Source organism: Streptomyces sp. S465, assembly GCF_026898115.1.
In the GTDB taxonomy this organism is placed as follows: Bacteria; Actinomycetota; Actinomycetes; order Streptomycetales; family Streptomycetaceae; genus Streptomyces; species Streptomyces luomodiensis.
Genome location: NZ_CP114036.1, coordinates 6,866,217 through 6,886,491, shown reverse-complemented (window position 1 = coordinate 6,886,491; position 20,275 = coordinate 6,866,217). Strand labels below are relative to the sequence as shown.

The window sequence follows — 20,275 nt, the reverse complement described above, 5'->3', positions numbered from 1 at the left end:
CGGTCGCTCAGCCGGCCGGCGCGACGAGGCGGTAGCCCACCCCGCGCACCGTCTCGATCAGGGCGGGCATCCGCAGTTTGGAGCGCAGGGAGGCGATGTGGACCTCCAGGGTGCGCCCGGTCCCCTCCCAACTGGTGCGCCAGACCTCGCTGATGATCTGTTCCCGGCGGAAGACGACCCCGGGGCGCTGGGCGAGCAGCGCGAGCAGATCGAACTCCTTACGGGTGAGCGAGACGGTCGTGCCGTCGACCGAGACCTGACGGGTGGGCAGCTCGATGGTCACCGGACCGAGCCGCAGCGGCGGATGGGGGACGTCCGGGTCCTCGTCGGCGCCGTGGCCCGGGTCGTGGGCGGCGGTGCGGCGGCTGACGGCGTGGATACGGGCGAGCAGTTCCATGGTGTCGTACGGCTTGACCACGTAGTCGTCGGCGCCGAGGTTGAGCCCGTGTATGCGGGAGCGCACATCCGCCCGCGCCGTCACCATGATCACGGGCGTGGCGGTGCGCTTGCGGATCTTGCCGCACACCTCGAAACCGTCCTGGTCGGGCAGGCCGAGGTCGAGGAGCACGACGCCGAAGGGGGCGCCGCAGTCGGGCAGCAGCGCCTGGAGCGCCTCCTCACCGCTGCGGGCGTGGGTGACCTCGAAACCATGCCGGGAGAGCACGGCGGACAGGGCCGCGGCGACGTGGTTGTCGTCCTCGACGAGCAGCAGTCTCACCGGCGCCTCCGCCACCTTCCCGTACCGAGGAGGACGCGCCCCGTACGCGCCCCCGTCACCATGGCTTCGAATGCGGCCACGAACATGGCCACACGGCATCCACGCCGATCGGCGGGCACCCGTCAAGACGCATTCAGTCACACACAGGTTTCCGTTATGTAGCCGGTACGGTGCGCGTCGATCCCTTCACGTAGAGTGTCGCTCCGCAGCCATATCGTTATCCTCAATTTCAGCTCAGATGTAATGACGCTGGTCCTGGGCGCTCATTAATGTCCTCCCAACCGAGGAGGACGGAGCGAGACGCCGATGAGCGAAGTATCGGTGACCAAGGACGCCGCACCGGTGGCGAACGCGTTGGTTGCGTTGTCAGGAGTCAACAAGCACTTCGGCGCGCTGCATGTGCTCCAGGACATCGACCTGACCATCAGCCGGGGCGAAGTGGTCGTCGTCATCGGGCCGTCCGGTTCCGGGAAGTCGACGTTGTGCCGCACGATCAACCGGCTGGAGACGATCGACGCCGGGTCCATCACGATCGACGGCAAGCCGCTGCCCCAGGAGGGCAAGGAGCTCGCCCGGCTGCGCGCCGACGTCGGCATGGTCTTCCAGTCCTTCAACCTCTTCGCGCACAAGACGGTGCTCGAGAACGTGATGCTGGGCCAGGTCAAGGTCCGTAAGGCGGACAAGAAGGCCGCCGAGGAGAAGGCCCGCACGCTGCTCGACCGGGTGGGCGTCGGCGCCCAGGCGGACAAGTACCCCGCCCAGCTGTCCGGTGGCCAGCAGCAGCGTGTGGCGATCGCCCGCGCCCTGGCCATGGACCCGAAGGTGATGCTCTTCGACGAGCCGACCTCGGCGCTGGACCCGGAGATGATCAACGAGGTGCTGGAGGTCATGCAGCAGCTCGCCCGGGACGGCATGACGATGATCGTCGTCACCCATGAGATGGGCTTCGCCCGCTCCGCCGCGAACCGGGTGGTCTTCATGGCCGACGGCCGGATCGTCGAGGAGGCCGAGCCGGAGCAGTTCTTCAACAACCCCCGCAGCGACCGGGCCAAGGACTTCCTGTCGAAGATCCTTCACCACTGAGTCCGTTGAACCCGCTGAGCCCCGCCGGCTCGGCAGACCGCCGGCACGTTCGCCACTGCGTATCTGAACGCCACTGCGTATGTGAACCACGTACTGAACACAGAGGGATGGGCACCATGAGGATTCGTAAGACGGCCGCGGCGGCCACGGTGGTTCTCGCGCTGGCCGCGACGGCGACCGCCTGTGGCGGCGAGAAGGGCACCGCCGGGGACAAGCCGAAGGGCGGCGAGGTCTTCAGCGGCGACTACACGGTCGCGAAGGACGTGAAGATCGACTCGCCGACCCTGAAGGCGGCGCAGAAGCGCGGCAAGATCGTCATCGGCGCCAAGGCCGACCAGCCCTACCTCGGATTCCAGGACACCGAGGGCAAGCGCTCCGGCTTCGACATCGAGATCGCCAAGATGGTCGCCGCCGACCTCGGCTTCTCCGCGGACCAGATCAGCTTCAAGACGGTGGACTCCAACGTCCGCGAGACCTCCATCTCCAAGGGCCAGGTCGACTACTACGTCGGTACCTACACCATCAACGACGAGCGCAAGAAGCAGGTCGGCTTCGCGGGCCCGTACTACCAGGCAGGCGCCGACCTGCTGGTCCGCGAGGAGGACAAGGACAAGATCACTGGTCCTGATGGCGTCAAGGGCAAGAAGGTCTGCTCGATCGTCGGCTCCACCCCGCTCCAGGAGATCAAGAAGTCGAAGTACGGCGCCGAGACCACCGAGCTGAGCAAGTACTCGCTCTGCGTCAAGCAACTGCTCGACGGTCAGGTCGACGCGGTCACCACCGACGACGCGATCCTCAAGGGATACGCCGCCCAGCGCCCGAGCAAGCTGCACGTGGTCGGCAAGCCGTTCACCGAGGAGCCCTACGGCATCGGCATGAACAAGAACGACAAGGCGCTGCGCGACGCGATCACCGACTCGCTCGAGAAGCACATCAAGAACGGCGACTACAAGAAGGCGTACGAAGGCACGCTCGGCAAGTCCGGCTCCTCCTACGTCGCGCCGAAGACCCCCCTGCCCCGCTACTGAGCAGGGCTCCCCGCTCGCCCGTTTCGCCTGTTCGCCTCGAAGCCGGTGCGCTCCGCACGCCGCTGACCTGACCGCTACCGCGGAGAATCGATGAACGTACTCCTCGATCATTTGCCCCAGTTCCGTGAGGGGTTCCTGGGAACCCTCTCCATCACGGCGGCCAGTGCGGCGCTCGCTCTCGTCCTGGGCATTGTCATAGCCGGCTTCCGGGTGTCCCCCATACCGCCGCTGCGGGCATTCGGCACGGCCTGGGTCACCCTGCTGCGCAACACTCCGCTGACCCTGCTGTTCCTGATCGCGTTCTTCGTGATCCCGCAGATCTTCTTCCCGGGAACGAGCCCCTTCGTTCTCGCGGCGGGAGCGCTGGGCTGCTACACGTCGTCCTTCGTCTGCGAGGCCGTGCGGTCCGGTATCAACACCGTGCCGCTCGGCCAGGCGGAGGCCGCCCGCAGCCTGGGGATGACCTTCTTCCAGACCCTGCGGATGATCGTCCTCCCCCAGGCCACCCGGACCGTCATCCCGCCCATGAGCAGCATCTTCATCGCGCTCACCAAGAACTCGGCCATTGCCGGGGCGTTCAGCAACACCGAACTGTTCAATGTCTCGAAGCTGCTGAGTGACAAGGGCTTCGCGATCGGCTGGATCTTCCTGTGGATCGCGCTGTGCTACCTGGTCATCACCTTCGCCATCAGCGGTCTCTTCCGGCTGCTGGAGAGCCGCCTGGAGGTGGCCCGATGAGCTCGAGCGTCCTGTACGACGCGCCCGGCCCCAAGGCCCGCGTCCGCAACCGCATCTTCTCCGTCGTCGGCGCCCTGGCCGTCCTCGGGCTGATCGTCTTCGCCGTGGTGCGGCTGAACGCCAAGGGGCAGTTCGCGCCCGAGATGTGGGACATCTTCAACTACGCGGGGGTGCGGACCAGCATCCGCGACGGTGTGCTCACCACCCTGAAGGTGTTCGCGGTCGCGGCGGTCCTCTCGCTGCTCCTCGGGGTGCTGCTCGCGGTCGGCCGGCTCTCCGACCACAAGGCCGTGCGCTGGTTCGCGACCGGTTTCATCGAGCTGTTCCGGGCCGTCCCGCTGCTGATCACCATCTACGTACTGTGGGTGCTCTTCCTGACCTACCGGTCGGACCTGGGCCTCAGCGGTGACAACACCGGCTTCTGGGCCCTGGTCATCGGGCTGACCGTCTACAACGGCTCGGTCCAGGCCGAGGTGTTGCGGGCGGGCATCAACGCGGTGCCCAAGGGCCAGCGCGAGGCCGCGTACGCCCTGGGCATGCGCAAGACCCAGGTCATGACGACGGTTCTGGTGCCGCAGGCCGTACGGGCGATGCTGCCGACCATCATCAGCCAGTTGGTGGTCACCCTGAAGGACACCTCGCTCGGCTATGTGATCACCTACCAGGAACTGCTGTTCCAGCTCCAGCAGCTGGCCGGCAACATCGTCGTCAACGACGACAACCCCTACGTTCCGGTGATCATCGTCGGCGGCGCCATCTACATCGCGATGTGCCTGGCCCTCTCCGCCCTCGCCACCTGGATCGAGCGGCGCGGCCGGCGCGCCAAGACCGGCATCCGGGTGGCGGACGCCGGCCAGCCGCTCGCGGCCGCCGACGCGCTCGACGTCGTCGACCAGCCCGCGGCTTCCGTGCCGGACGACGCGTCCGCCGGCAAGGCGAACTGAGGGGCCGTCCCGGGAGCCGGGCGGAAGAACGGGACCCTTACCAGGGCGGTGGCGTGCGCGCCACCGCCCTTCGTCGCTTGACGCGGGCAGCGGCAGTGGGTTGCATGCTTTCTGTGATCGCTCACCGGGTTTCAACTGCCAGTTTCCGTACGTCACGTACGACCCACAGGGCTACCGGAACCGCACCGTGGACCCGGTGATCGTCGCCGGGGCGGGCCCGGTCGGCCTCACCCTGGCCCTCGCCCTCGCGCGCCTCGAGGTGCCCGTGATCCTGCTGGACGAGTCCACGGGCGACGAGGAGAGCCGTCTCGCCCGCACCGTCGTGCTGCGGCCGGACACCGCCGCCCTGCTGGAGCGGCTGGGCTGCCGGGTCACCGCCCGTGCGCGGCCGTGGACCGGATGGCGCACGATGCGGCGTCGGCAACTGGTACGGCAGCTGCCCCTCACGCCCGGCAGCCTCTTCGGCGACGAGCGCGGCACCGGCGGCGGCTGGGGCGGCGGCCTTACGGAGGCCACGGACCTCCCCGGGGGAGACGGGCCGGAGGGCGAGTCGGCACCGGCGCCGACGCCCTCACCCCTGCATCTGCCCCAGCATGAGCTCACCCGGGCGCTGCGGGGCTCGCTGGCCGCGATCGGCGACGAGGACCTCGTCCGCATCGTCTCCGGAACCCGGCTCGACAGCCTGGAGCAGGACGACCACGGGGTCGGTGTGCGCACCCGGGGCGCCCAGGCCACCTGGTGGCGGGGCAGCTATCTGGTGGGCTGCGACGGACCGCGGTCCACCGTCCGCAAGCTCCTCGGCGTGCGCTTCCCGGGCCGTACGGCGGTCGAGCGGCACGCCGTGGCGGCGCTGCGCGCCGAACTCCCCTGGCCCGGGGAGGCCGTGCTGCACCGTTCCCCGCCATGGCGCAGCATCGACGCGGAGGTGACCGCCCGGCCGCTGGCCCACGGCCTGTGGCGGATCGACTGGCTGCTGCCGCCCGGCCGCGATCTCGTCACCCCCGATGCCCTGCTGGTGCGGGTGCGCGACACCCTCGCGGGGTGGTGCGAGGATCCCGAGCCCCGCTATGAGCTGCTGGACACCGGCGTGCACACCGTGCACCACCGGCTCGCGCTGCGCTGGCGCGTCGGACGCGCCTTCCTGGCCGGGGACGCCGCCCATCTGCTGGGCGCGCTCGGCACCCAGGGGTTCGAGGAGGGGCTGCGGGACGTCGACAACCTCGCCTGGAAGCTGTCCCTCGCCTGGCATCACGGGGCCTCGGAGGCTCTGCTGGACAGCTATCAGGCGGAGCGGCGCGGGGCCATCGGGGCCCGGCTGCGGGCGGCGGACCAGGCGCTGCCCCTGGTACGGGCGGCCGGCGGCTGGCGCGCGGTACGACGCACCGTGCGGCCCGGCGGGGCGCGCGGGCACGACGCGCTGCTCACCGACGGTCACCTCGGACGCGGTCCGCTGGGCGCGCCGCCGGTCTACGACCGTTCGCCGCTGGCCCCGGCGGCGCCGCCAGAGGGCTCGATCACGGTGGGCACGGCGCTCGGGGCGCCGGTCGCCGATGTGCCGGTGACCGCCCCGGACGGCTCGGTGGTCCGGCTGCGGGAGCGGCTCGGCAAGGAGCTGCTGGTGGTGCTGGTCGCCCCCGGCACCGGGGTGTGGGACCGCCGCCACTGGATGCGCGCCGGGCTGATGCCACGGCTGGCGGCGGCCGTCGCGGCGCTGCCCTTGGCGACCGAGCTGCTGGTCACCGAGGCGTATCCGGGAGCCCCGGCGCACACCGTGCTGCTGGTGCGGCCGGACGGCCATCTGGCCGGGGCGCTGTCCGGGGTGCGGCCGAGCGGGCTGTACGCGTGCGCGGACGCGGCCCGGGGCGGGAACGCGGCGCGGGGCGTACCGGCGGAGGCGAGCGCGCGGCAGTAGTGCGGAATCGACGAGGCGCGCCGGCTCGCACTCGGGCGCGCGGCCCGTCCGCGGTGCTCGGCCCGTCCTCGGGGGGTGCGACCCGTCCTCGGGCGTGCGCGGTCCTTCCTCGGGCGTGCGCGGTCCGGGCACGAGCCGGTGAGGTTGACCTTCCTTTCCGGCGCATGATTCACTGCGCAGCGTGACCGACATGTGCTTGCCTCGCTTCTGGCGGAGGGTCCATCTGGACCTGGTCCGCTACGCGGGCTGTGTCTGTCGTCCGTTCTGTTGATCCGCTTCTGCCCCGCGCGGTGCGCCCGCGCCTCTTCGCGATCACTCAGGACGGTTCCCTGTGCCCGACGTACCCACGTCCATTCCCGCTCCCGTGCGCCCCTCCACGGACCTCGCCGCGGACCCCACATCCGGAGCTGCCGCTCCGCCCAGCGCCGCGGAGCTGCTCGACTTCGCCCGCCGGACCGCCGCCGACGCCGAACTCGTCGCCTCGCTCCCGCTCGATCCGGAGGGCCGCAGCTGGCTGCGCCTCGACGGGCCGGGCGGCAGCGAGGCCTGGCTGATCGGCTGGCCTCCGGGCACCGGCACCGGCTGGCACGACCACGGCGGCTCCCATGGCGCCTTCGTCTCGGCGGCCGGTGAGCTGACCGAGCAGTCCCTCGCGGCGCGCATTCCGACCGAGGGATGGAAGACCCTCGAACTGGCCGACGGTGTGGACCGCGAGCGGCGGCTGCCCGCCGGGCGGGGCCGCGCCTTCGGGCCGCATCATGTCCATGAGGTGATCAATCCGTCCGCCACCGAGCATGCGGTGTCGGTGCACGCCTACTACCCGCCGCTGCCACTCATGCGGCGTTACAGCCGCACCGGTCAGACCCTGCGGCTGGAGCAGATCGAGCGGCCCGAGGAGTGGGGATAACCCGATGGGCACGACGAAGCGGAGCGTGGACGAGCTGCTGGCCGAGGCCCGTGAGGAACTCGACCGGCTGGAGCCCCTCGACGCCGCGGCGGCGCAGGTCCAGGGCGCGCTGCTGGTGGACATACGGTATGCGGCGCTGCGGGAGCGCGACGGCACCATCCCCGGAGCGCTGATCGTCGAGCGGAACGAGCTGGAGTGGCGGCTCGACCCGCAGTGCGACCACCGGCTGCCCGAGGCCACCCACCACGATCTGCGGGTCGTGGTGGTGTGCAACGAGGGGTACGCGTCGAGCTTCGCTGCCGTCTCACTGCGCCGGCTGGGGCTGGAGCGGGCGACCGACCTGATCGGTGGGTTCCAGGCGTGGCGCGCGGCGGGCCTCCCGGTGCACCGGCCCCCACACGGGCCGGATGACGCGCGGCCGGACACCGCTCTTCCAGCCTGACTGGGTCCCTGGATCGGCCTGGGCCACCAGCTTCTCAAGATTCACCGGCTTCTCGGGCTCGACCAGCGTCTCCGGATTCACCGACTTCTCGGGACTTTGGGGCCGGGGAGACCTCAAAGGTCGGGGAGGTGATGCTCCAGCAGCTCCGGGTCCTCTCCCTCCTCCTCCAGCGCGCGCCGCACCACCCGCAGCGCCAGCCCCTCGGAGTAGCCCTTGCGGGCCAGCATCCCGGCGAGGCGGCGGATCCGCTTGTCCCGGTCCAGGCCGCGCGTCGCCCTCAGCTTGCGTTCGACCAGCTCACGCGCGGTCCGCTCCTCCTGATCGGAGTCGAGCTGCCCCACGGCGTCCTCGATCAGGGCGGAGTCCACGCCCTTGGTGCGCAGCTCACGGGCGAGGGCGCGCCGGGCGAGCCCGCGGCTGTGGTGCCGGGATTCCACCCAGGCCCCGGCGAACGCCGCGTCGTCGATCAGCCCGACGTCCTCGAACCGGGACAGCACCTCCTGCGCCGCATCCTCGGGGATGCCTCGGGTGCGCAGCGCGTCCGCGAGCTGCTTACGGGTGCGTGGGGTCCCGGTGAGCAGGCGCAGGCAGATCGCCCGCGCCTGCTCCTCCGGGCCGGGCGGCGGCCCCTGCTCGGCCCTCGACAAGGAGGGGGCGCCGCTGTCCGGACGGTCCGGGCGCTCCGGACGGCCCGTGCTGTCCGGCCATTCGGTCCGCCGTGTCATGGATCAGCTCTTGGCCGCGGCGGTCTTGGCCGCCTTCGCCCCGGACTTGGCCGCCGGGGCTGCCGCGGCCTTCGCCGGTGCGGCGGCGGTAACGCCCGCGGCACCGGCCGCGTCCGCGGTGGGCTCCGCGTCCGCCGGGTCCTGGGGCTTCACCCCGATGCCGAGCTTTTCCTTGATCTTCTTCTCGATCTCATTGGCGAGATCGGGGTTGTCCTTCAGGAAGTTACGGGCGTTCTCCTTGCCCTGGCCGAGCTGATCGCCCTCGTAGGTGTACCAGGCACCGGACTTGCGGATGAATCCGTGTTCGACGCCCATGTCGATCAGACCGCCCTCGCGGCTGATGCCCTGGCCGTAGAGGATGTCGAACTCGGCCTGCTTGAAGGGCGGCGCGACCTTGTTCTTGACGACCTTGACGCGCGTGCGGTTGCCGACCGCGTCGGTGCCATCCTTGAGCGTCTCGATCCGGCGGATGTCCAGCCGCACCGACGCGTAGAACTTCAGCGCCCGGCCACCGGTCGTGGTCTCCGGAGAGCCGAACATCACGCCGACCTTCTCACGGAGCTGGTTGATGAAGATCGCGGTGGTCTTGGACTGGTTGAGCGCACCGGTGATCTTTCGGAGTGCCTGGCTCATCAGCCGGGCCTGGAGGCCGACGTGGGAGTCGCCCATCTCGCCCTCGATCTCCGCACGCGGCACCAGCGCGGCCACGGAGTCGATGACGATGAGGTCCAGGGCGCCGGAGCGGATCAGCATGTCGGTGATCTCGAGCGCCTGCTCGCCGTTGTCCGGCTGGGACAGGATCAGGGAATCGGTGTCCACGCCCAGCTTCTGTGCGTAGTCCGGGTCGAGGGCGTGCTCCGCGTCCACGAAGGCGACGGTGCCGCCGGCCCGCTGGGCGTTGGCCACCGCGTGCAGGGTCAGGGTCGTCTTACCGGAGGACTCGGGGCCGTAGACCTCGACCACCCGGCCACGCGGCAGACCGCCGACGCCGAGGGCGACGTCGAGAGCGGTCGACCCGGTGGGGATGACCTCGACCGGCTCGTTCGGCCGCTCGCCCATGCGCATCACGGCGCCCTTGCCGAATTGCCGTTCAATCTGTGCGAGCGCGGCGTCGAGCGCCTTCTCGCGGTCGGTTCCTGCCATGGGTCCCACCCGGTTTGCTTGAGTCGATCGCTTCACGTCCATGACGCTAGCGCCTGCCACTGACAAGCGGCCCGGACGTCCTCGGCCTGTGGATAACCTGCCGGGACCTCCATAAGAATGGATGTTCGATTTTTGTGTCAACTGCGCCGCGCCAGTGCGGCGCGCATCCGCGCGAGGGCCGACGCGCCGCGCCGCCGCGTGCGCCCGTGCACCCGCAGATCGTCGGTCACGTCGTAGCGCTTGATGTACGCGCCGAGGAACGCCTGCAGCGTCGCGGTCGCCGGAATCGCGATCAGCGCGCCCACCGCGCCCAGCAGCGCGGTGCCCGCTATCACCGATCCGAAGGAGACGGCCGGGTGGATGTCCACCGTCCTGGCGGTGATCCTCGGCTGGAGCAGATAGTTCTCGAACTGCTGGTAGACCACGACGAAGACCAGGACCCACAGCGCGTACCAGGGCTCGACCGTGAACGCGATCAGCATCGGCAGGGCCCCGGCCAGGTAGGTGCCGATGGTCGGGATGAACTGCGAGATCAGCCCCACCCAGACGGCGAGCGCCGGGGCGTAGGGCACGCCCAGGGCCTCCAGCAGGATGTAGTGGGCCACACCGGAGATCAGGGCCATCAGTCCGCGGGAGTAGATGTAGCCGCCGGTCTTGGCCACCGCGATCTCCCAGGCGCGCAACACCTCGACCTGCCGGGTCGGCGGCAGCACCGAGCACAGGGCGCGGCGCAGCCGGGGCCCGTCGGCGGCGAAGTAGAAGGCGAACAGGGTCACCGTCAGCACCTTGAACAACCCGCCGAGCACCTGTGCGGAGACGTCCAGGACGTTGTCGGCGCTGTTCTTGACGTAGCTCTGGAGCCAGTCGGAGTGCAGCAGGCTGTCCTGGATCTCCAGACGCGACAGATGCGTGTGGAACGTGTCGTTGGTCCAGCTGACCAGATTGTCGAGGTACTGCGGGAAGTCCTGGACCATGGTCATGATCTGGTCGGCGAGCATCGAGCCGAGCAGGGTGAAGAAGCCCGCGGTGCCGATGAGGATGGCGAGAAAGACCAGCGCCGTGGCCAGCCCCCGGCGCATGCCGCGGGCGGCCATCCGGTCCACGGCCGGTTCGATCGCGAGCGCCAGGAAGAACGCGATCAGGATGTTCAGCAACAGTCCGGTCAGCTGATCGAAGGCCCAGGTCGCAAGCCGGTAACAGGCCACCAGGGCGAGGGCGAGCACCATGGCGCGCGGCAGCCAGCGCGGCATGCGCGCCGGCTGTTGCGGGGAATCCGAGGAGGCCCGAGCGGCGCTCGGGGTGTCGTCGGCGTCGGGGGAGAACGTCTCTTCGGTCGGGGCCACTGGCCAAGTGTGGCGTACATCGGAAGAAGAAATCCGGCCACCCCGGGAACCTGGTGCGGCCGGAGCGTCCGAAGGCCGCTCAGCGCTTGCCCTCAGGGATCTCCATCGCGGCGCAGACCCCGCGCCAGACGTCCTTGGCCTCCCAGCCGTCCTCGAGCGCCTGGTGCACCGTCCGGCCGCCGAGCTGCGACATCACATGATCACGCGCGAAGGAGTCGGCGTACGCCGCGCCGAAGTGGTCCGCCATTCGCTGCCAGAAGTCCGTCAACCGCATGTGACCAGTATCGCGCTCCCGGGGGTGCACCCCGGCATGAGCCCCCTACCGAGGGTGTCTTCCGTCCTACGGTCTGTCCATGGACCGATCCGCACGCCTCCCCTCCTCGCCGTCGTCGCCCTCCGTTCCCCCACCCGGGTCCGCCGATCCGGCCCAGTCGGCCGAGTCCTCCGCGCTCTCCCGCGCCGAGCGGTTCGTCTGGCTGACCGCGCGGGTGCTGGAGCAGCGCAGATTCGCTTACCACTTCCTGGGCGGCGGCGCCGAGGCGGTCGAGACCGCGCTGGCCGCGTACCTGGGAGCCGACGGAGGCTACGGCCACGCGCTGGAGCCGGATCTGCGCGGCCCGGTGAGCCAGCCGCTGCACGCCGTGCACGCCTTACGGGTGCTCGACGGGATCGGGCGCTGCGGCGGGCAGCGGGTCGAGCGCCTGTGCCGCTATCTGACGTCCGTGTCCACCCCGGACGGCGCGCTGCCCGCGTGCCACCCCTCGCTGCGCGGCTATCCGGCGGCCCCCTGGGTTCCTTCGGCGGATGATCGGTGCGGTGATCTGCTGACCACCGGGCCGGTGGTAGGACTGCTGCACCGCAACGAGGTGTGGCACGCGTGGCTGTTCCGGGCCACGGACTTCTGCTGGGCGGCGGTCACGGCCCTGGCGGAGGGCGGCGCGATGACGCGCCCGTACGCGGTCGCGGCGGCCGTCGCCTTCCTCGACGGGGTACCGGACCGGGCCCGCGCCGAGGCGGCGGCCGAGCGGCTCGGCCGCCGGGTGCGGGAGGAGCGGCTGGTCGAGCCCGTGCCGGCCCCGGCCGTCGAGGCCGCCCAGGACCGCCCCCTGTCGGCGGACCACGGCCCCGGCGGGCCCCTCCGCGTACACGACATCGCCCGTACGCCCGGCTCGCTGGCGCGCCGGTGGTTCACCGACGCCGAGGTCGAGCGGTCCCTGGACGCACTCGTGGCCGCGCAGCAGGAGGACGGCGGTTGGCCGCCGCGCGAGCGCGCGTGGACGCCGGGGGCCGCGCTGGAGTGGCGGTCGCTGTCGACCATCGAGGCGCTGCTGACGCTGCGGGCGTACGGACGGCCGGTCTGAGCGGGCATGCGGACGGCCGGTCCGAGCGCGGGCATGCGGACGGCCGTCCGAGCGCGGCGTAGGGACGGCCGGTCCGATCGGCGGGCGTCCTTCGGTCACAGGGCCCGGACGCCGGCGGTGACGGCGACGGCCACGGCGACCACCACCAGGAAGGGGGCGCGGAGCACCAGCGCGAGCGCCGCCGCCCCCAGCCCGGCCGCCCTCGCGTCCAGGACCAGGTGTGGGCCGTCGCCGAAGGTCTGCTGGGCGGTGAGGGCGGCCAGCAGGGCCACGGGCAGCAGCGCGGCCAGACGCCTGACGAGCGGGCGCTCCAGGACCCCGGCGGGCACCGAGAGCCCCAGCAGTTTGACCAGGTAGCAGCCCACCGCGGTGACGCCGATGGCGATCCAGGTGATCATCGGCGCTCACCCGGCTCCGTGGTGCGCGAGACGCGTCCGCGCACCGTAAGGACGACGGGAGCGGCGAGCGCCGCCACCAGGACCGGAACCCCGGCGGGCAGCACCGGCTGGGAGAGCAGTACCAGCAGGACGCCGAGGGCGGCCACGGCCCGTTCGACGGTGCCGCTGAGCATGGGGGCCAGCAGGGCGAGAAAGACGGCGGGCCCGGCGGCGTCCAGGCCCCAGGTGTCGGTGTCCCCAAGGGCGGAGGCCCCCAGGACACCGAGCAACGTGGTGAGGTTCCACAGGACGTACAGGGTCAGCCCGGTGACGGTGAAACCCAGGCGCGCGGTGCGCCGGTCGGGCTGGGCGAGGGCGACGGCCGAGGTCTCGTCGATGACCCAGTGGGCCGCCAGGGGGCGCACCGCGCGCGGCAGCCCGAGGAGTCCGGACAGCCGGAGCCCGTAGAAGGCGTTGCGCACCCCGAGGAAGAACGCCCCGGCGGCGGCCGTGAACGGGTTGCCGCCCGCCGCCAGCGCGCCCACGAGGGCGAACTGCGACGCCCCGGTGAAGACGAGCAGGCTGAGCGCGCAGGTCTGGAGCAGGCCGAGTCCGGCGCCCGCCGATGTCACTCCGAAGGCGAAGCCGGAGAGTCCCACGGCGACGCCGACGCCCAGGGCGTCCCGGACGACGGCCGAGTCCGCCGGGAGCGCGACGGGATCGGTTTGTGTCTCTATCTGTTCTGGCACATCGCGCACGTTAGGAGACCGCTTTGGATTCGGTCTTGTACGTTCTTGCACGCTCCCGACGGTAGGCGCCCGGTGGCACCCCCACGATGCGGGTGAAGTGCCGGTTCAGGTGGGACTGGTCGGTGAAGCCGACGGCAACGGCCGCCTCGGCGGGCGCGCTCCCGGCGTCCAGCAGCCGCCGGGCCTGGCGCACCCGGGCGTCGGTGAGCCAGGTGTGCGGCGGCATCCCGTAGACGGCGCGGAAGGCCCGCAGCAGGGCGAAGGGTCCGGTGCCCAGCTCGGCCGCCAGCCGCTCCAGGGACGGCGGATCCGCCATCCGCTCCTGGAGGATCGCGCGGGCGCGCGCCGCCGTGCGCGCCCCCGCGGTGCGCGCCGTGCGCTCGGGGAGTGGGCCCCCGTACTCGCGCAACAGCCGGACGAGGGCGATGCGCAGCAGGCTGTCGGCGGCGAGCGCGTTGCCCTCCTCCGCGGCCCGGTGCACCGCTGTGACGAGCCGCGCGGCCTGGGGGTCGTCGACGGTGGGAACCCGGAATCCGGCCATTCCACGGAGCGTGGTCGTCTCGGCGGCGACACCGGCCACCAGGTCCGGGGCCGGGTACAGCACGCTGTACGCCCACCCCTCGGGCGCCCCGGCCCGTCCGGTGTGCGGAACCTCCGGGTTGATGAGCGCGATCCCGCCGGGCCCGGTGCGCTCGACGGTGCCACGGTGGTGGAACTCCTCGACGCCCTCGGTGACCGCCGCGATCACGAAGGTCTCGTGGGTGTGCCATACGAAGGTCTTGTCGATGTAGCGGGCGCGCAGCAGGTCGACGCCCGGAAGCTGGGGGTACCGCCAGTGCCGCGCGCTCTCCCGGTTGGCCATGGCACCATTGTGCGCCCCACCCGACCGCCTCTGACCTGCGGCTCCGGCCATTGTCAGTGGTCCGGTGCACGATGGGGGGCATGGCACGTTCGGCGCTCGATGGATTCTCCCCGGCCACCCGCGGATGGTTCACGGGTGCCTTCACCGCGCCCACGCCCGCGCAGGAGGGCGCGTGGCGGGCGATCGGCGAGGGCTCGGACGTCCTGGTCGTCGCCCCCACCGGCTCGGGCAAGACCCTGGCCGCCTTCCTGGCGGCCCTGGACAAGCTGGCCGGTGAGCCGCCGCCCGCCGAGCCGAAGAAGCGCTGCCGGGTGCTGTACGTGTCCCCGCTGAAGGCCCTGGCGGTGGACGTCGAGCGCAATCTGCGCAGCCCGCTGACCGGTATCCGGCAGGAGGCGGTCCGGCTGGGCCTGCCCGAGCCGCAGATCCGAGTGGGCACCCGCTCGGGCGACACCCCGCCCGCCGAGCGCCGCGCCCTGGCCACCCGGCCGCCGGACATCCTCATCACCACCCCCGAGTCGCTGTTCCTGATGCTCACCTCCGCCACCCGGGAGGCGCTGCGCGGGGTGGAGACCGTGATCCTGGACGAGGTCCACGCCGTCGCCGGGACGAAGCGCGGCGCCCATCTCGCGCTGTCCCTGGAGCGCCTCGACGAGCTGCTCGAGCACCCCGCCCGGCGCATCGGCCTGTCCGCGACCGTTCGCCCGGTGGACGAGGTGGCGCGGTTCCTGTCGCCGCGGCGCAAGGTGGAGATCGTCCAGCCTCCGTCGGGCAAGGAGTTCGACCTGTCGGTGGTCGTGCCCGTGGAGGATCTGGGCGAGCTGGGCGGCTCCCCGGCCCAGGAGGGGGAGGCGGGCGAGCGGCCGTCGATCTGGCCCCATGTGGAGGAGCGGATCACCGATCTCGTCCAGGCCCATCGCTCCACCATCGTCTTCGCCAACTCCCGCCGCCTGGCCGAGCGGCTGTGCAACCGGCTGAACGAGATCGCCTACGAGCGGGCCACCGGAGAGGCCCTGCCCGAGGACCACTCCCCCGCCGAGCTGATGGCCGAGGCCGGCGCGGCCCGGGGCGCGCCGGCGCTGCTGGCCCGCGCGCACCACGGCTCGGTGTCCAAGGAGCAGCGGGCGCTGGTGGAGGAGGACCTCAAGGCCGGCCGGCTGCCCGCCGTCGTCGCCACCTCCAGCCTGGAGCTCGGCATCGACATGGGCGCGGTGGACCTGGTCGTCCAGGTCGAGTCGCCGCCCTCGGTGGCCTCCGGTCTGCAGCGGGTGGGCCGGGCCGGCCACCAGGTGGGCGCGGTCTCCACCGGCGTGGTCTTCCCGAAGTACCGCGGCGATCTGGTGCAGGCCGCGGTGGTCACCGAGCGGATGCGCGAAGGTGCCATCGAGTCGCTGCGGGTGCCCGCCAACCCGCTGGACGTGCTCGCCCAGCAGCTGATCGCCATGACCGCCATGGACACCTGGGACGTGGACGAGCTCCTGGCCCTGGTCCGCCGCGCCGCACCGTTCGCCTCGCTCCCGGAGTCGGCGTACACCTCGGTCCTCGACATGCTCGCGGGCCGCTACCCCTCCGACGCCTTCGCCGAGCTGCGGCCGCGTCTGGTGTGGGACCGCGTCGCCCATACGGTCACCGGGCGCCCGGGGGCGCAGCGGCTCGCGGTGACATCCGGCGGCACCATCCCCGACCGCGGGCTCTTCGGTGTCTTCCTGGCGGGCGCCGACACCAAAAAGGGCGGCGGCAGGGTCGGCGAGCTCGACGAGGAGATGGTCTACGAGTCCCGGGTGGGCGATGTGTTCACCCTGGGCACCACCTCATGGCGGATCGAGGACATCACCCGCGACCGCGTCCTGGTCTCCCCCGCCCCTGGCGTCCCCGGCCGGCTGCCCTTCTGGAAGGGCGACCAGCTCGGCCGCCCCCTGGAGCTGGGCCGAGCCCTGGGCGCTTTCCTGCGGGAGGTCGGCGCCCTGGCGCCCGAGGACGCCCGGCTGCGGCTGCTGGCCGCCGGTCTGGACGCCTGGGCCGCCGAGAACGTCATCGGCTATCTGGACGAGCAGCGCCGTGCCTGCGGACATGTGCCGGACGACCGCACGATCGTCGTCGAGCGGTTCCGCGACGAGCTGGGCGACTGGCGCGTGGTGGTCCACTCCCCGTTCGGCGCGCAGGTCCACGCCCCCTGGGCGCTCGCCCTGGGAGCCCGCCTCGCCGAGCGGTACGCCATCGACGCCCAGGTCATGCACGCCGACGACGGCATCGTGCTGCGGCTGCCGGACGCCGATCTGATGGGTCTCGACCTCCTCGACGCGGACCCGATGCGCCAGGGCGTGGAGTACGACGCCGAGCAGTCCCCGGTGGGCGCGGCCGACGTCGCCTTCGACAAGGGCGAGATCGGCCAGGTCGTCACCGATCAGGTCGGCGGCTCGGCGCTGTTCGCCTCCCGGTTCCGGGAATGCGCCGCCCGCGCCCTGCTGCTGCCCCGCCGCGACCCCGGCAAGCGCACCCCACTGTGGCAGCAGCGCCAGCGTGCCGCGCAGCTCCTCCAGGTGGCCAGCGAGTTCGGTTCCTTCCCGATCGTCCTGGAAGCCGTCCGCGAATGCCTCCAGGACGTCTTCGACGTCCCCGGCCTCACCGAGCTGATGGGCGACATCGAGGCCCGCCGGGTCCGGCTGGTGGAGGTGACCACCCCCGAGCCGTCGCCCTTCGCCCGCTCGCTGCTCTTCGGCTATGTGGCGCAGTTCCTGTACGAGGGCGACTCCCCGCTCGCCGAGCGGCGCGCCGCCGCCCTCTCCCTCGACTCGCGGCTGCTGGCCGAGCTCCTGGGCCAGGCCGAGCTGCGCGAGCTGCTCGACGCCGACGTCCTGGCCGAGCTGGAGCGCGAGCTCCAGTGGCTCACCGAGGACCGCCGGGTCAAGGACGCCGAGGGGGTCGCCGACGTCCTGCGGCTGCTGGGCCCGCTCACCGGCGCCGAGCTGGCCGAGCGCGGCGCTGAGCCCGGGTGGGCGGATGACCTGGCCGGGGCCCGGCGCGTCATCCGGGTCCGGATCGCGGGCGAGGACCACTGGGCCGCGGTGGAGGACGCGGGGCGGCTGCGGGACGCGCTCGGCACGGCACTGCCGGTCGGCGTCCCCGAGGCGTTCACCGAGCCGGTCAAGGACCCCCTCGGCGATCTGCTGGCCCGCTATGCCCGCACCCACGGCCCGTTCACCTCGGCACAGGCAGCCGCCCGCTTCGGCCTCGGCACGGCCGTCACCGAGGGCGTCCTGCACCGCCTCGCCGCGAGCGGCCGCGTCGTCCAGGGCGAGTTCCACCCCTCGGGGGTGGGCCAGGAGTGGTGCGACGCGGCCGTTCTGCGCCGGCTGCGGCGCCGCTCCCTGGCCGCGCTGCGCCATGAGCTGGAGCCCGTGGCGCCCTCGGCACTCGCCGCCTTCCTTCCGCAGTGGCAGCATCTGGGCACCCACAGCCTGCGCGGTATCGACGGGCTGGTGCGCGCGATCGAGCAGCTCCAGGGCGCGCCCGTCCCCGCGTCGGCCCTGGAGAAGCTGGTCCTGCCGTCCCGGGTGAGCGATTACACCACCACGATGCTCGACGAGCTCACCGCCTCCGGGGAGGTCGTCTGGGCCGGGGCGGGAGCGCTGCCCGGGAAGGACGGCTGGGTCACCCTCCACCTGGCGGACACCGCGCCGCTGCTGCTGCACACCCCGCATCCGCTCGAGGCGGGCCCTCTCCACCAGGCCGTCCTCGACGCCCTGGCCGGGGGGTACGGGCTGTTCTTCCGGCAGATCGCCGACCAGGCCCGAGCCGCCGGTCACGAGTTCCAGGACCCCCAGCTCGCCGAGGCCCTGTGGGACCTGGTCTGGGCCGGCCGGGTCACCGGCGACACCCTCGCCCCGCTGCGCTCCCTGCTGGGCTCGGGCCGTACGGCCGGCTCCACCGCTCACCGCGCCAAGCGCACGGTCCCCCGGGGGCGCTACGGCGGCCTTACGGGCCGCACCGGCCGGCCCACGGCGTCGCGCAACGGCCCGCCCACCGTCGCCGGGCGCTGGTCCCTGCTGCCGGAGCGCGAGCCCGAGCCCACCCACCGTGCCCACGCCCTGGCGCGCACCCTCCTGGACCGGCACGGGGTGGTCACCCGCGGGGCGGTCGCCGCCGAGGGGGTCGAGGGCGGCTTCTCCGCCGCCTACCGGGTGCTGTCCGCGTTCGAGGAAACCGGCCAGGCGCGCCGCGGGTATGTGGTCGAGGGGCTCGGCGCCGCGCAGTTCGCGATGGACGGCGCGGTGGACCGGCTGCGCGCGGTCAGCACGGCCCGCGACCGCGCGGCGGCCCCCGCCTTCGACGGACAGCGGCGGGAGTCCCGGCGCGCCGTCGTACTCGCCGCGGCCGACCCGGCCAATGCCTACGGCGCCGCGCTCCCCTGGCCCGATCCGCCCGCCGACGCGAGCCACCGGCCGGGGCGTAAGGCGGGAGCGATGGTGGTGCTCGTCGACGGTGAGCTGACGCTCTACATGGAGCGGGGCGGCAAGACCCTGCTCGCCTGGCCCGCGGGCGAGGCCGAGGCCGCCTCCCCGGAGGACGACGCCCGGCTGTGGGCGGCGGTGGAGGCGCTGGCCGAGTCCGCCCGCGCGGGCGCGCTCGGCTCGGTCACCGTGGAGCGGGTCAACGGCGGCCAGGCGCTCTCGTCCCCGACGGGCAAGCTCCTGGAATCGGCGGGCTTCCACCCGACGCCACGGGGCTTCCGGCTGCGTCCCTGATCGGCGAAGGCTTCTGCGCGCATACGACACCCCCGTGCAGTGCGCGCTCGGCACCCGCGCCACACCCCGCCCCCTGCGGCCGCCCCGCCCGTGCAGCGCCGCCGCCCCATACGGCCCCCCTGGCGGGTGCGGCTCCCTGGCCCGCCAACAGCCCGCGGGAGGAGCGCCCTGTCCGACGGCGCTCCCGTCTGCCATCGCCCGCGGGCATCATGGATGCCATGCCCGAAGGAGACACCGTCTGGCAGACCGCCCAGCGCCTTCACCAAGCCCTCGCCGGTCCCCCGCTCATCCGCAGTGACCTGCGGGTCCCCCGTCTGGCGACCGCGGACCTCACCGGCCGCCGGGTCCTCGAGGTCGTCCCGCGCGGCAAACATCTGCTGACCCGTGTCGAGGGCGGGCTGACCCTCCACTCCCATCTGCGGATGGACGGCGCATGGCGGGTGTACGGGCCGGACGAGCGATGGCGTGGCGGCCCGCACCACCAGATCCGGGCCATCCTCGCCACCGCCGAGCACTCCGCCGTCGGCTACCGCCTCCCCGTCCTGGAACTGCTCCGCACCAGCGACGAGGACCGGGTCGTCGGCCATCTCGGGCCCGACCTCCTGGGGCCCGACTGGGATCCGGACGAGGCGCTGCGAAGGCTGCTCGCGGATCCGTCCCGGCCCGTGGGCGAAGCGCTGCTGGACCAGCGCAACCTCGCCGGAATCGGCAATGTCTACAAGTCCGAGCTGTGCTTCGTGCTGCGCGTGTCGCCCTGGCTGCCGATCGGCGAGGTGTCCGCTCCCGAGCGCCTGGTGGCCCACGCGAAGAGGCTCCTGGAGGCCAACAGGAACCGGCGCGCCCGGGTCACCACGGCCGAGCCGCGCTCCGACCGCCGACTGTGGGTGTACGGGCGCCCGGGGCGGCCCTGCCGGCGCTGCGGTACGCCGCTGCGCGCCGCGGGCCAGGGCCCTGCGGATCAGGAGCGCTCGACCTTCTGGTGCCCGACCTGCCAGCCGGGGCCGCGGCGGCCCGCACTGTCCTGACCTGGGGGGCCGCCCCTGCGTGAGCCGCCTCTTCTTCCGGGTGAGGGTCCGCAGTGCACCGGCAGCAGGCTCAGCCCCCAGCCGCCGACCGCGAACGCCCCCTCCACCGGCCCGGCCTCCCCTGGCTGCACCGCCAACCGCAGCACCGACCACCACCAGACACCACCCAGAGC

Annotated in this window: 19 protein-coding genes; 11 read left to right on the top strand and 8 right to left on the bottom strand. The window is 72.4% G+C overall.

All coding sequences use genetic code 11. The features are described from left to right. Positions 1–7: 7 nt before the first annotated feature. Positions 8–718, bottom strand: coding sequence for a response regulator transcription factor (locus N6H00_RS29160; protein ID WP_268974800.1), 711 nt, complete (start codon positions 716–718; stop codon positions 8–10). A 306-nt stretch (positions 719–1,024) separates the two neighbouring features. On the opposite strand from N6H00_RS29160, the gene N6H00_RS29155 reads away from it, so the two are divergent. From N6H00_RS29155 to N6H00_RS29125, 8 genes are all read left to right on the top strand, one after another. Further along, positions 1,025–1,801, top strand: a complete 777-nt coding sequence (locus N6H00_RS29155) for an amino acid ABC transporter ATP-binding protein (protein ID WP_268974799.1) — start codon at positions 1,025–1,027, stop codon at positions 1,799–1,801. 116 nt (positions 1,802–1,917) lie between these two features. After that, on the top strand, positions 1,918–2,829 hold the full coding sequence (locus N6H00_RS29150; RefSeq protein ID WP_268974798.1) for a glutamate ABC transporter substrate-binding protein: 912 nt from the start codon (positions 1,918–1,920) through the stop codon (positions 2,827–2,829). Between the two features lie 90 nt (positions 2,830–2,919). After that, the gene (locus tag N6H00_RS29145) at positions 2,920–3,567 is read left to right on the top strand and encodes an amino acid ABC transporter permease (protein WP_268974797.1); all 648 of its coding nucleotides are present in this window, start codon (positions 2,920–2,922) and stop codon (positions 3,565–3,567) included. Next, entirely contained in the window at positions 3,564–4,511 is a 948-nt protein-coding gene (locus N6H00_RS29140; RefSeq protein ID WP_268974796.1) for an amino acid ABC transporter permease, read from the top strand. Before N6H00_RS29145 ends, N6H00_RS29140 begins: the two co-directional genes overlap by 4 nt. Before the next feature lie 187 nt (positions 4,512–4,698). Then, positions 4,699–6,423 carry an FAD-dependent monooxygenase gene (locus tag N6H00_RS29135; RefSeq protein ID WP_268974795.1) on the top strand — a complete coding sequence of 575 codons (1,725 nt, stop codon included), beginning with the start codon at positions 4,699–4,701 and terminating at the stop codon, positions 6,421–6,423. Positions 6,424–6,613: 190 nt separating this feature from the next. Continuing rightward, the gene (locus tag N6H00_RS40235; RefSeq protein WP_311039996.1) at positions 6,614–6,694 is read left to right on the top strand and encodes a putative leader peptide; all 81 of its coding nucleotides are present in this window, start codon (positions 6,614–6,616) and stop codon (positions 6,692–6,694) included. A gap of 60 nt (positions 6,695–6,754) precedes the next feature. Next, positions 6,755–7,330, top strand: coding sequence for a cysteine dioxygenase (locus tag N6H00_RS29130; RefSeq protein ID WP_443073068.1), 576 nt, complete (start codon positions 6,755–6,757; stop codon positions 7,328–7,330). Between the two features lie 4 nt (positions 7,331–7,334). After that, a complete protein-coding gene (locus N6H00_RS29125) occupies positions 7,335–7,772 on the top strand; it encodes a rhodanese-like domain-containing protein (RefSeq protein WP_268974794.1) in 438 nt (145 codons plus the stop codon). 113 nt (positions 7,773–7,885) lie between these two features. On the opposite strand, the gene recX is transcribed toward N6H00_RS29125, so the two are convergent. The 4 genes from recX to N6H00_RS29105 form a co-directional block, all read right to left on the bottom strand. Then, on the bottom strand, positions 7,886–8,497 hold the full coding sequence (gene recX, locus N6H00_RS29120; protein WP_268974793.1) for a recombination regulator RecX: 612 nt from the start codon (positions 8,495–8,497) through the stop codon (positions 7,886–7,888). A 3-nt stretch (positions 8,498–8,500) separates the two neighbouring features. Further along, the gene (gene recA / locus N6H00_RS29115; protein ID WP_268974792.1) at positions 8,501–9,640 is read right to left on the bottom strand and encodes a recombinase RecA; all 1,140 of its coding nucleotides are present in this window, start codon (positions 9,638–9,640) and stop codon (positions 8,501–8,503) included. A gap of 137 nt (positions 9,641–9,777) precedes the next feature. Beyond that, on the bottom strand, positions 9,778–10,983 hold the full coding sequence (locus N6H00_RS29110) for an AI-2E family transporter (RefSeq protein ID WP_268974791.1): 1,206 nt from the start codon (positions 10,981–10,983) through the stop codon (positions 9,778–9,780). A 79-nt stretch (positions 10,984–11,062) separates the two neighbouring features. Further along, positions 11,063–11,257 (bottom strand): DUF3046 domain-containing protein, encoded by a 195-nt coding sequence (locus N6H00_RS29105; RefSeq protein ID WP_268974790.1) that lies wholly within the window; start codon positions 11,255–11,257, stop codon positions 11,063–11,065. A gap of 79 nt (positions 11,258–11,336) precedes the next feature. On the opposite strand from N6H00_RS29105, the gene N6H00_RS29100 reads away from it, so the two are divergent. Then, positions 11,337–12,344 carry a hypothetical protein gene (locus N6H00_RS29100; RefSeq protein ID WP_268974789.1) on the top strand — a complete coding sequence of 336 codons (1,008 nt, stop codon included), beginning with the start codon at positions 11,337–11,339 and terminating at the stop codon, positions 12,342–12,344. Between the two features lie 95 nt (positions 12,345–12,439). Here N6H00_RS29100 and N6H00_RS29095 read toward each other — a convergent pair whose 3' ends face one another. The 3 genes from N6H00_RS29095 to N6H00_RS29085 are packed head-to-tail and all read right to left on the bottom strand — an operon-like array spanning position 12,440 to position 14,332. Beyond that, positions 12,440–12,742, bottom strand: a complete 303-nt coding sequence (locus tag N6H00_RS29095; protein WP_268974788.1) for an AzlD domain-containing protein — start codon at positions 12,740–12,742, stop codon at positions 12,440–12,442. Next, positions 12,739–13,479: an AzlC family ABC transporter permease gene (locus tag N6H00_RS29090; RefSeq protein WP_443073066.1), complete on the bottom strand. Its 741-nt coding sequence runs from the start codon at positions 13,477–13,479 to the stop codon at positions 12,739–12,741. The genes N6H00_RS29095 and N6H00_RS29090 overlap by 4 nt, the downstream gene beginning before the upstream one ends. Before the next feature lies 1 nt (position 13,480). Continuing rightward, positions 13,481–14,332 carry an AraC family transcriptional regulator gene (locus N6H00_RS29085; protein WP_268974786.1) on the bottom strand — a complete coding sequence of 284 codons (852 nt, stop codon included), beginning with the start codon at positions 14,330–14,332 and terminating at the stop codon, positions 13,481–13,483. A gap of 80 nt (positions 14,333–14,412) precedes the next feature. Here N6H00_RS29085 and N6H00_RS29080 point away from each other — a divergent pair, with 80 nt between their 5' ends. Both N6H00_RS29080 and N6H00_RS29075 read left to right on the top strand, forming a co-directional pair. Then, entirely contained in the window at positions 14,413–19,077 is a 4,665-nt protein-coding gene (locus tag N6H00_RS29080; protein ID WP_268974785.1) for an ATP-dependent helicase, read from the top strand. Positions 19,078–19,295: 218 nt separating this feature from the next. After that, complete coding sequence (locus N6H00_RS29075) at positions 19,296–20,102, top strand: DNA-formamidopyrimidine glycosylase family protein (RefSeq protein WP_268974784.1); 807 nt, start codon at positions 19,296–19,298, stop codon at positions 20,100–20,102. Positions 20,103–20,275: the final 173 nt, after the last annotated feature.

What these genes read in the sequence shown, in the direction of transcription:
- N6H00_RS29155 (WP_268974799.1), top strand. Translation starts at nt 1,025, where the DNA reads ATGAGCGAAGTATCGGTGACCAAGGACGCCGCACCGGTGGCGAACGCG.
- N6H00_RS29150 (WP_268974798.1), top strand. Translation starts at nt 1,918, where the DNA reads ATGAGGATTCGTAAGACGGCCGCGGCGGCCACGGTGGTTCTCGCGCTG.
- N6H00_RS29145 (WP_268974797.1), top strand. Translation starts at nt 2,920, where the DNA reads ATGAACGTACTCCTCGATCATTTGCCCCAGTTCCGTGAGGGGTTCCTG.
- N6H00_RS29140 (WP_268974796.1), top strand. Translation starts at nt 3,564, where the DNA reads ATGAGCTCGAGCGTCCTGTACGACGCGCCCGGCCCCAAGGCCCGCGTC.
- N6H00_RS40235 (WP_311039996.1), top strand. Translation starts at nt 6,614, where the DNA reads ATGTGCTTGCCTCGCTTCTGGCGGAGGGTCCATCTGGACCTGGTCCGC.
- N6H00_RS29125 (WP_268974794.1), top strand. Translation starts at nt 7,335, where the DNA reads ATGGGCACGACGAAGCGGAGCGTGGACGAGCTGCTGGCCGAGGCCCGT.
- recX (WP_268974793.1), bottom strand. Translation starts at nt 8,497, where the DNA reads ATGACACGGCGGACCGAATGGCCGGACAGCACGGGCCGTCCGGAGCGC.
- recA (WP_268974792.1), bottom strand. Translation starts at nt 9,640, where the DNA reads ATGGCAGGAACCGACCGCGAGAAGGCGCTCGACGCCGCGCTCGCACAG.
- N6H00_RS29105 (WP_268974790.1), bottom strand. Translation starts at nt 11,257, where the DNA reads ATGCGGTTGACGGACTTCTGGCAGCGAATGGCGGACCACTTCGGCGCG.
- N6H00_RS29100 (WP_268974789.1), top strand. Translation starts at nt 11,337, where the DNA reads ATGGACCGATCCGCACGCCTCCCCTCCTCGCCGTCGTCGCCCTCCGTT.
- N6H00_RS29095 (WP_268974788.1), bottom strand. Translation starts at nt 12,742, where the DNA reads ATGATCACCTGGATCGCCATCGGCGTCACCGCGGTGGGCTGCTACCTG.
- N6H00_RS29085 (WP_268974786.1), bottom strand. Translation starts at nt 14,332, where the DNA reads ATGGCCAACCGGGAGAGCGCGCGGCACTGGCGGTACCCCCAGCTTCCG.
- N6H00_RS29080 (WP_268974785.1), top strand. Translation starts at nt 14,413, where the DNA reads ATGGCACGTTCGGCGCTCGATGGATTCTCCCCGGCCACCCGCGGATGG.
- N6H00_RS29075 (WP_268974784.1), top strand. Translation starts at nt 19,296, where the DNA reads ATGCCCGAAGGAGACACCGTCTGGCAGACCGCCCAGCGCCTTCACCAA.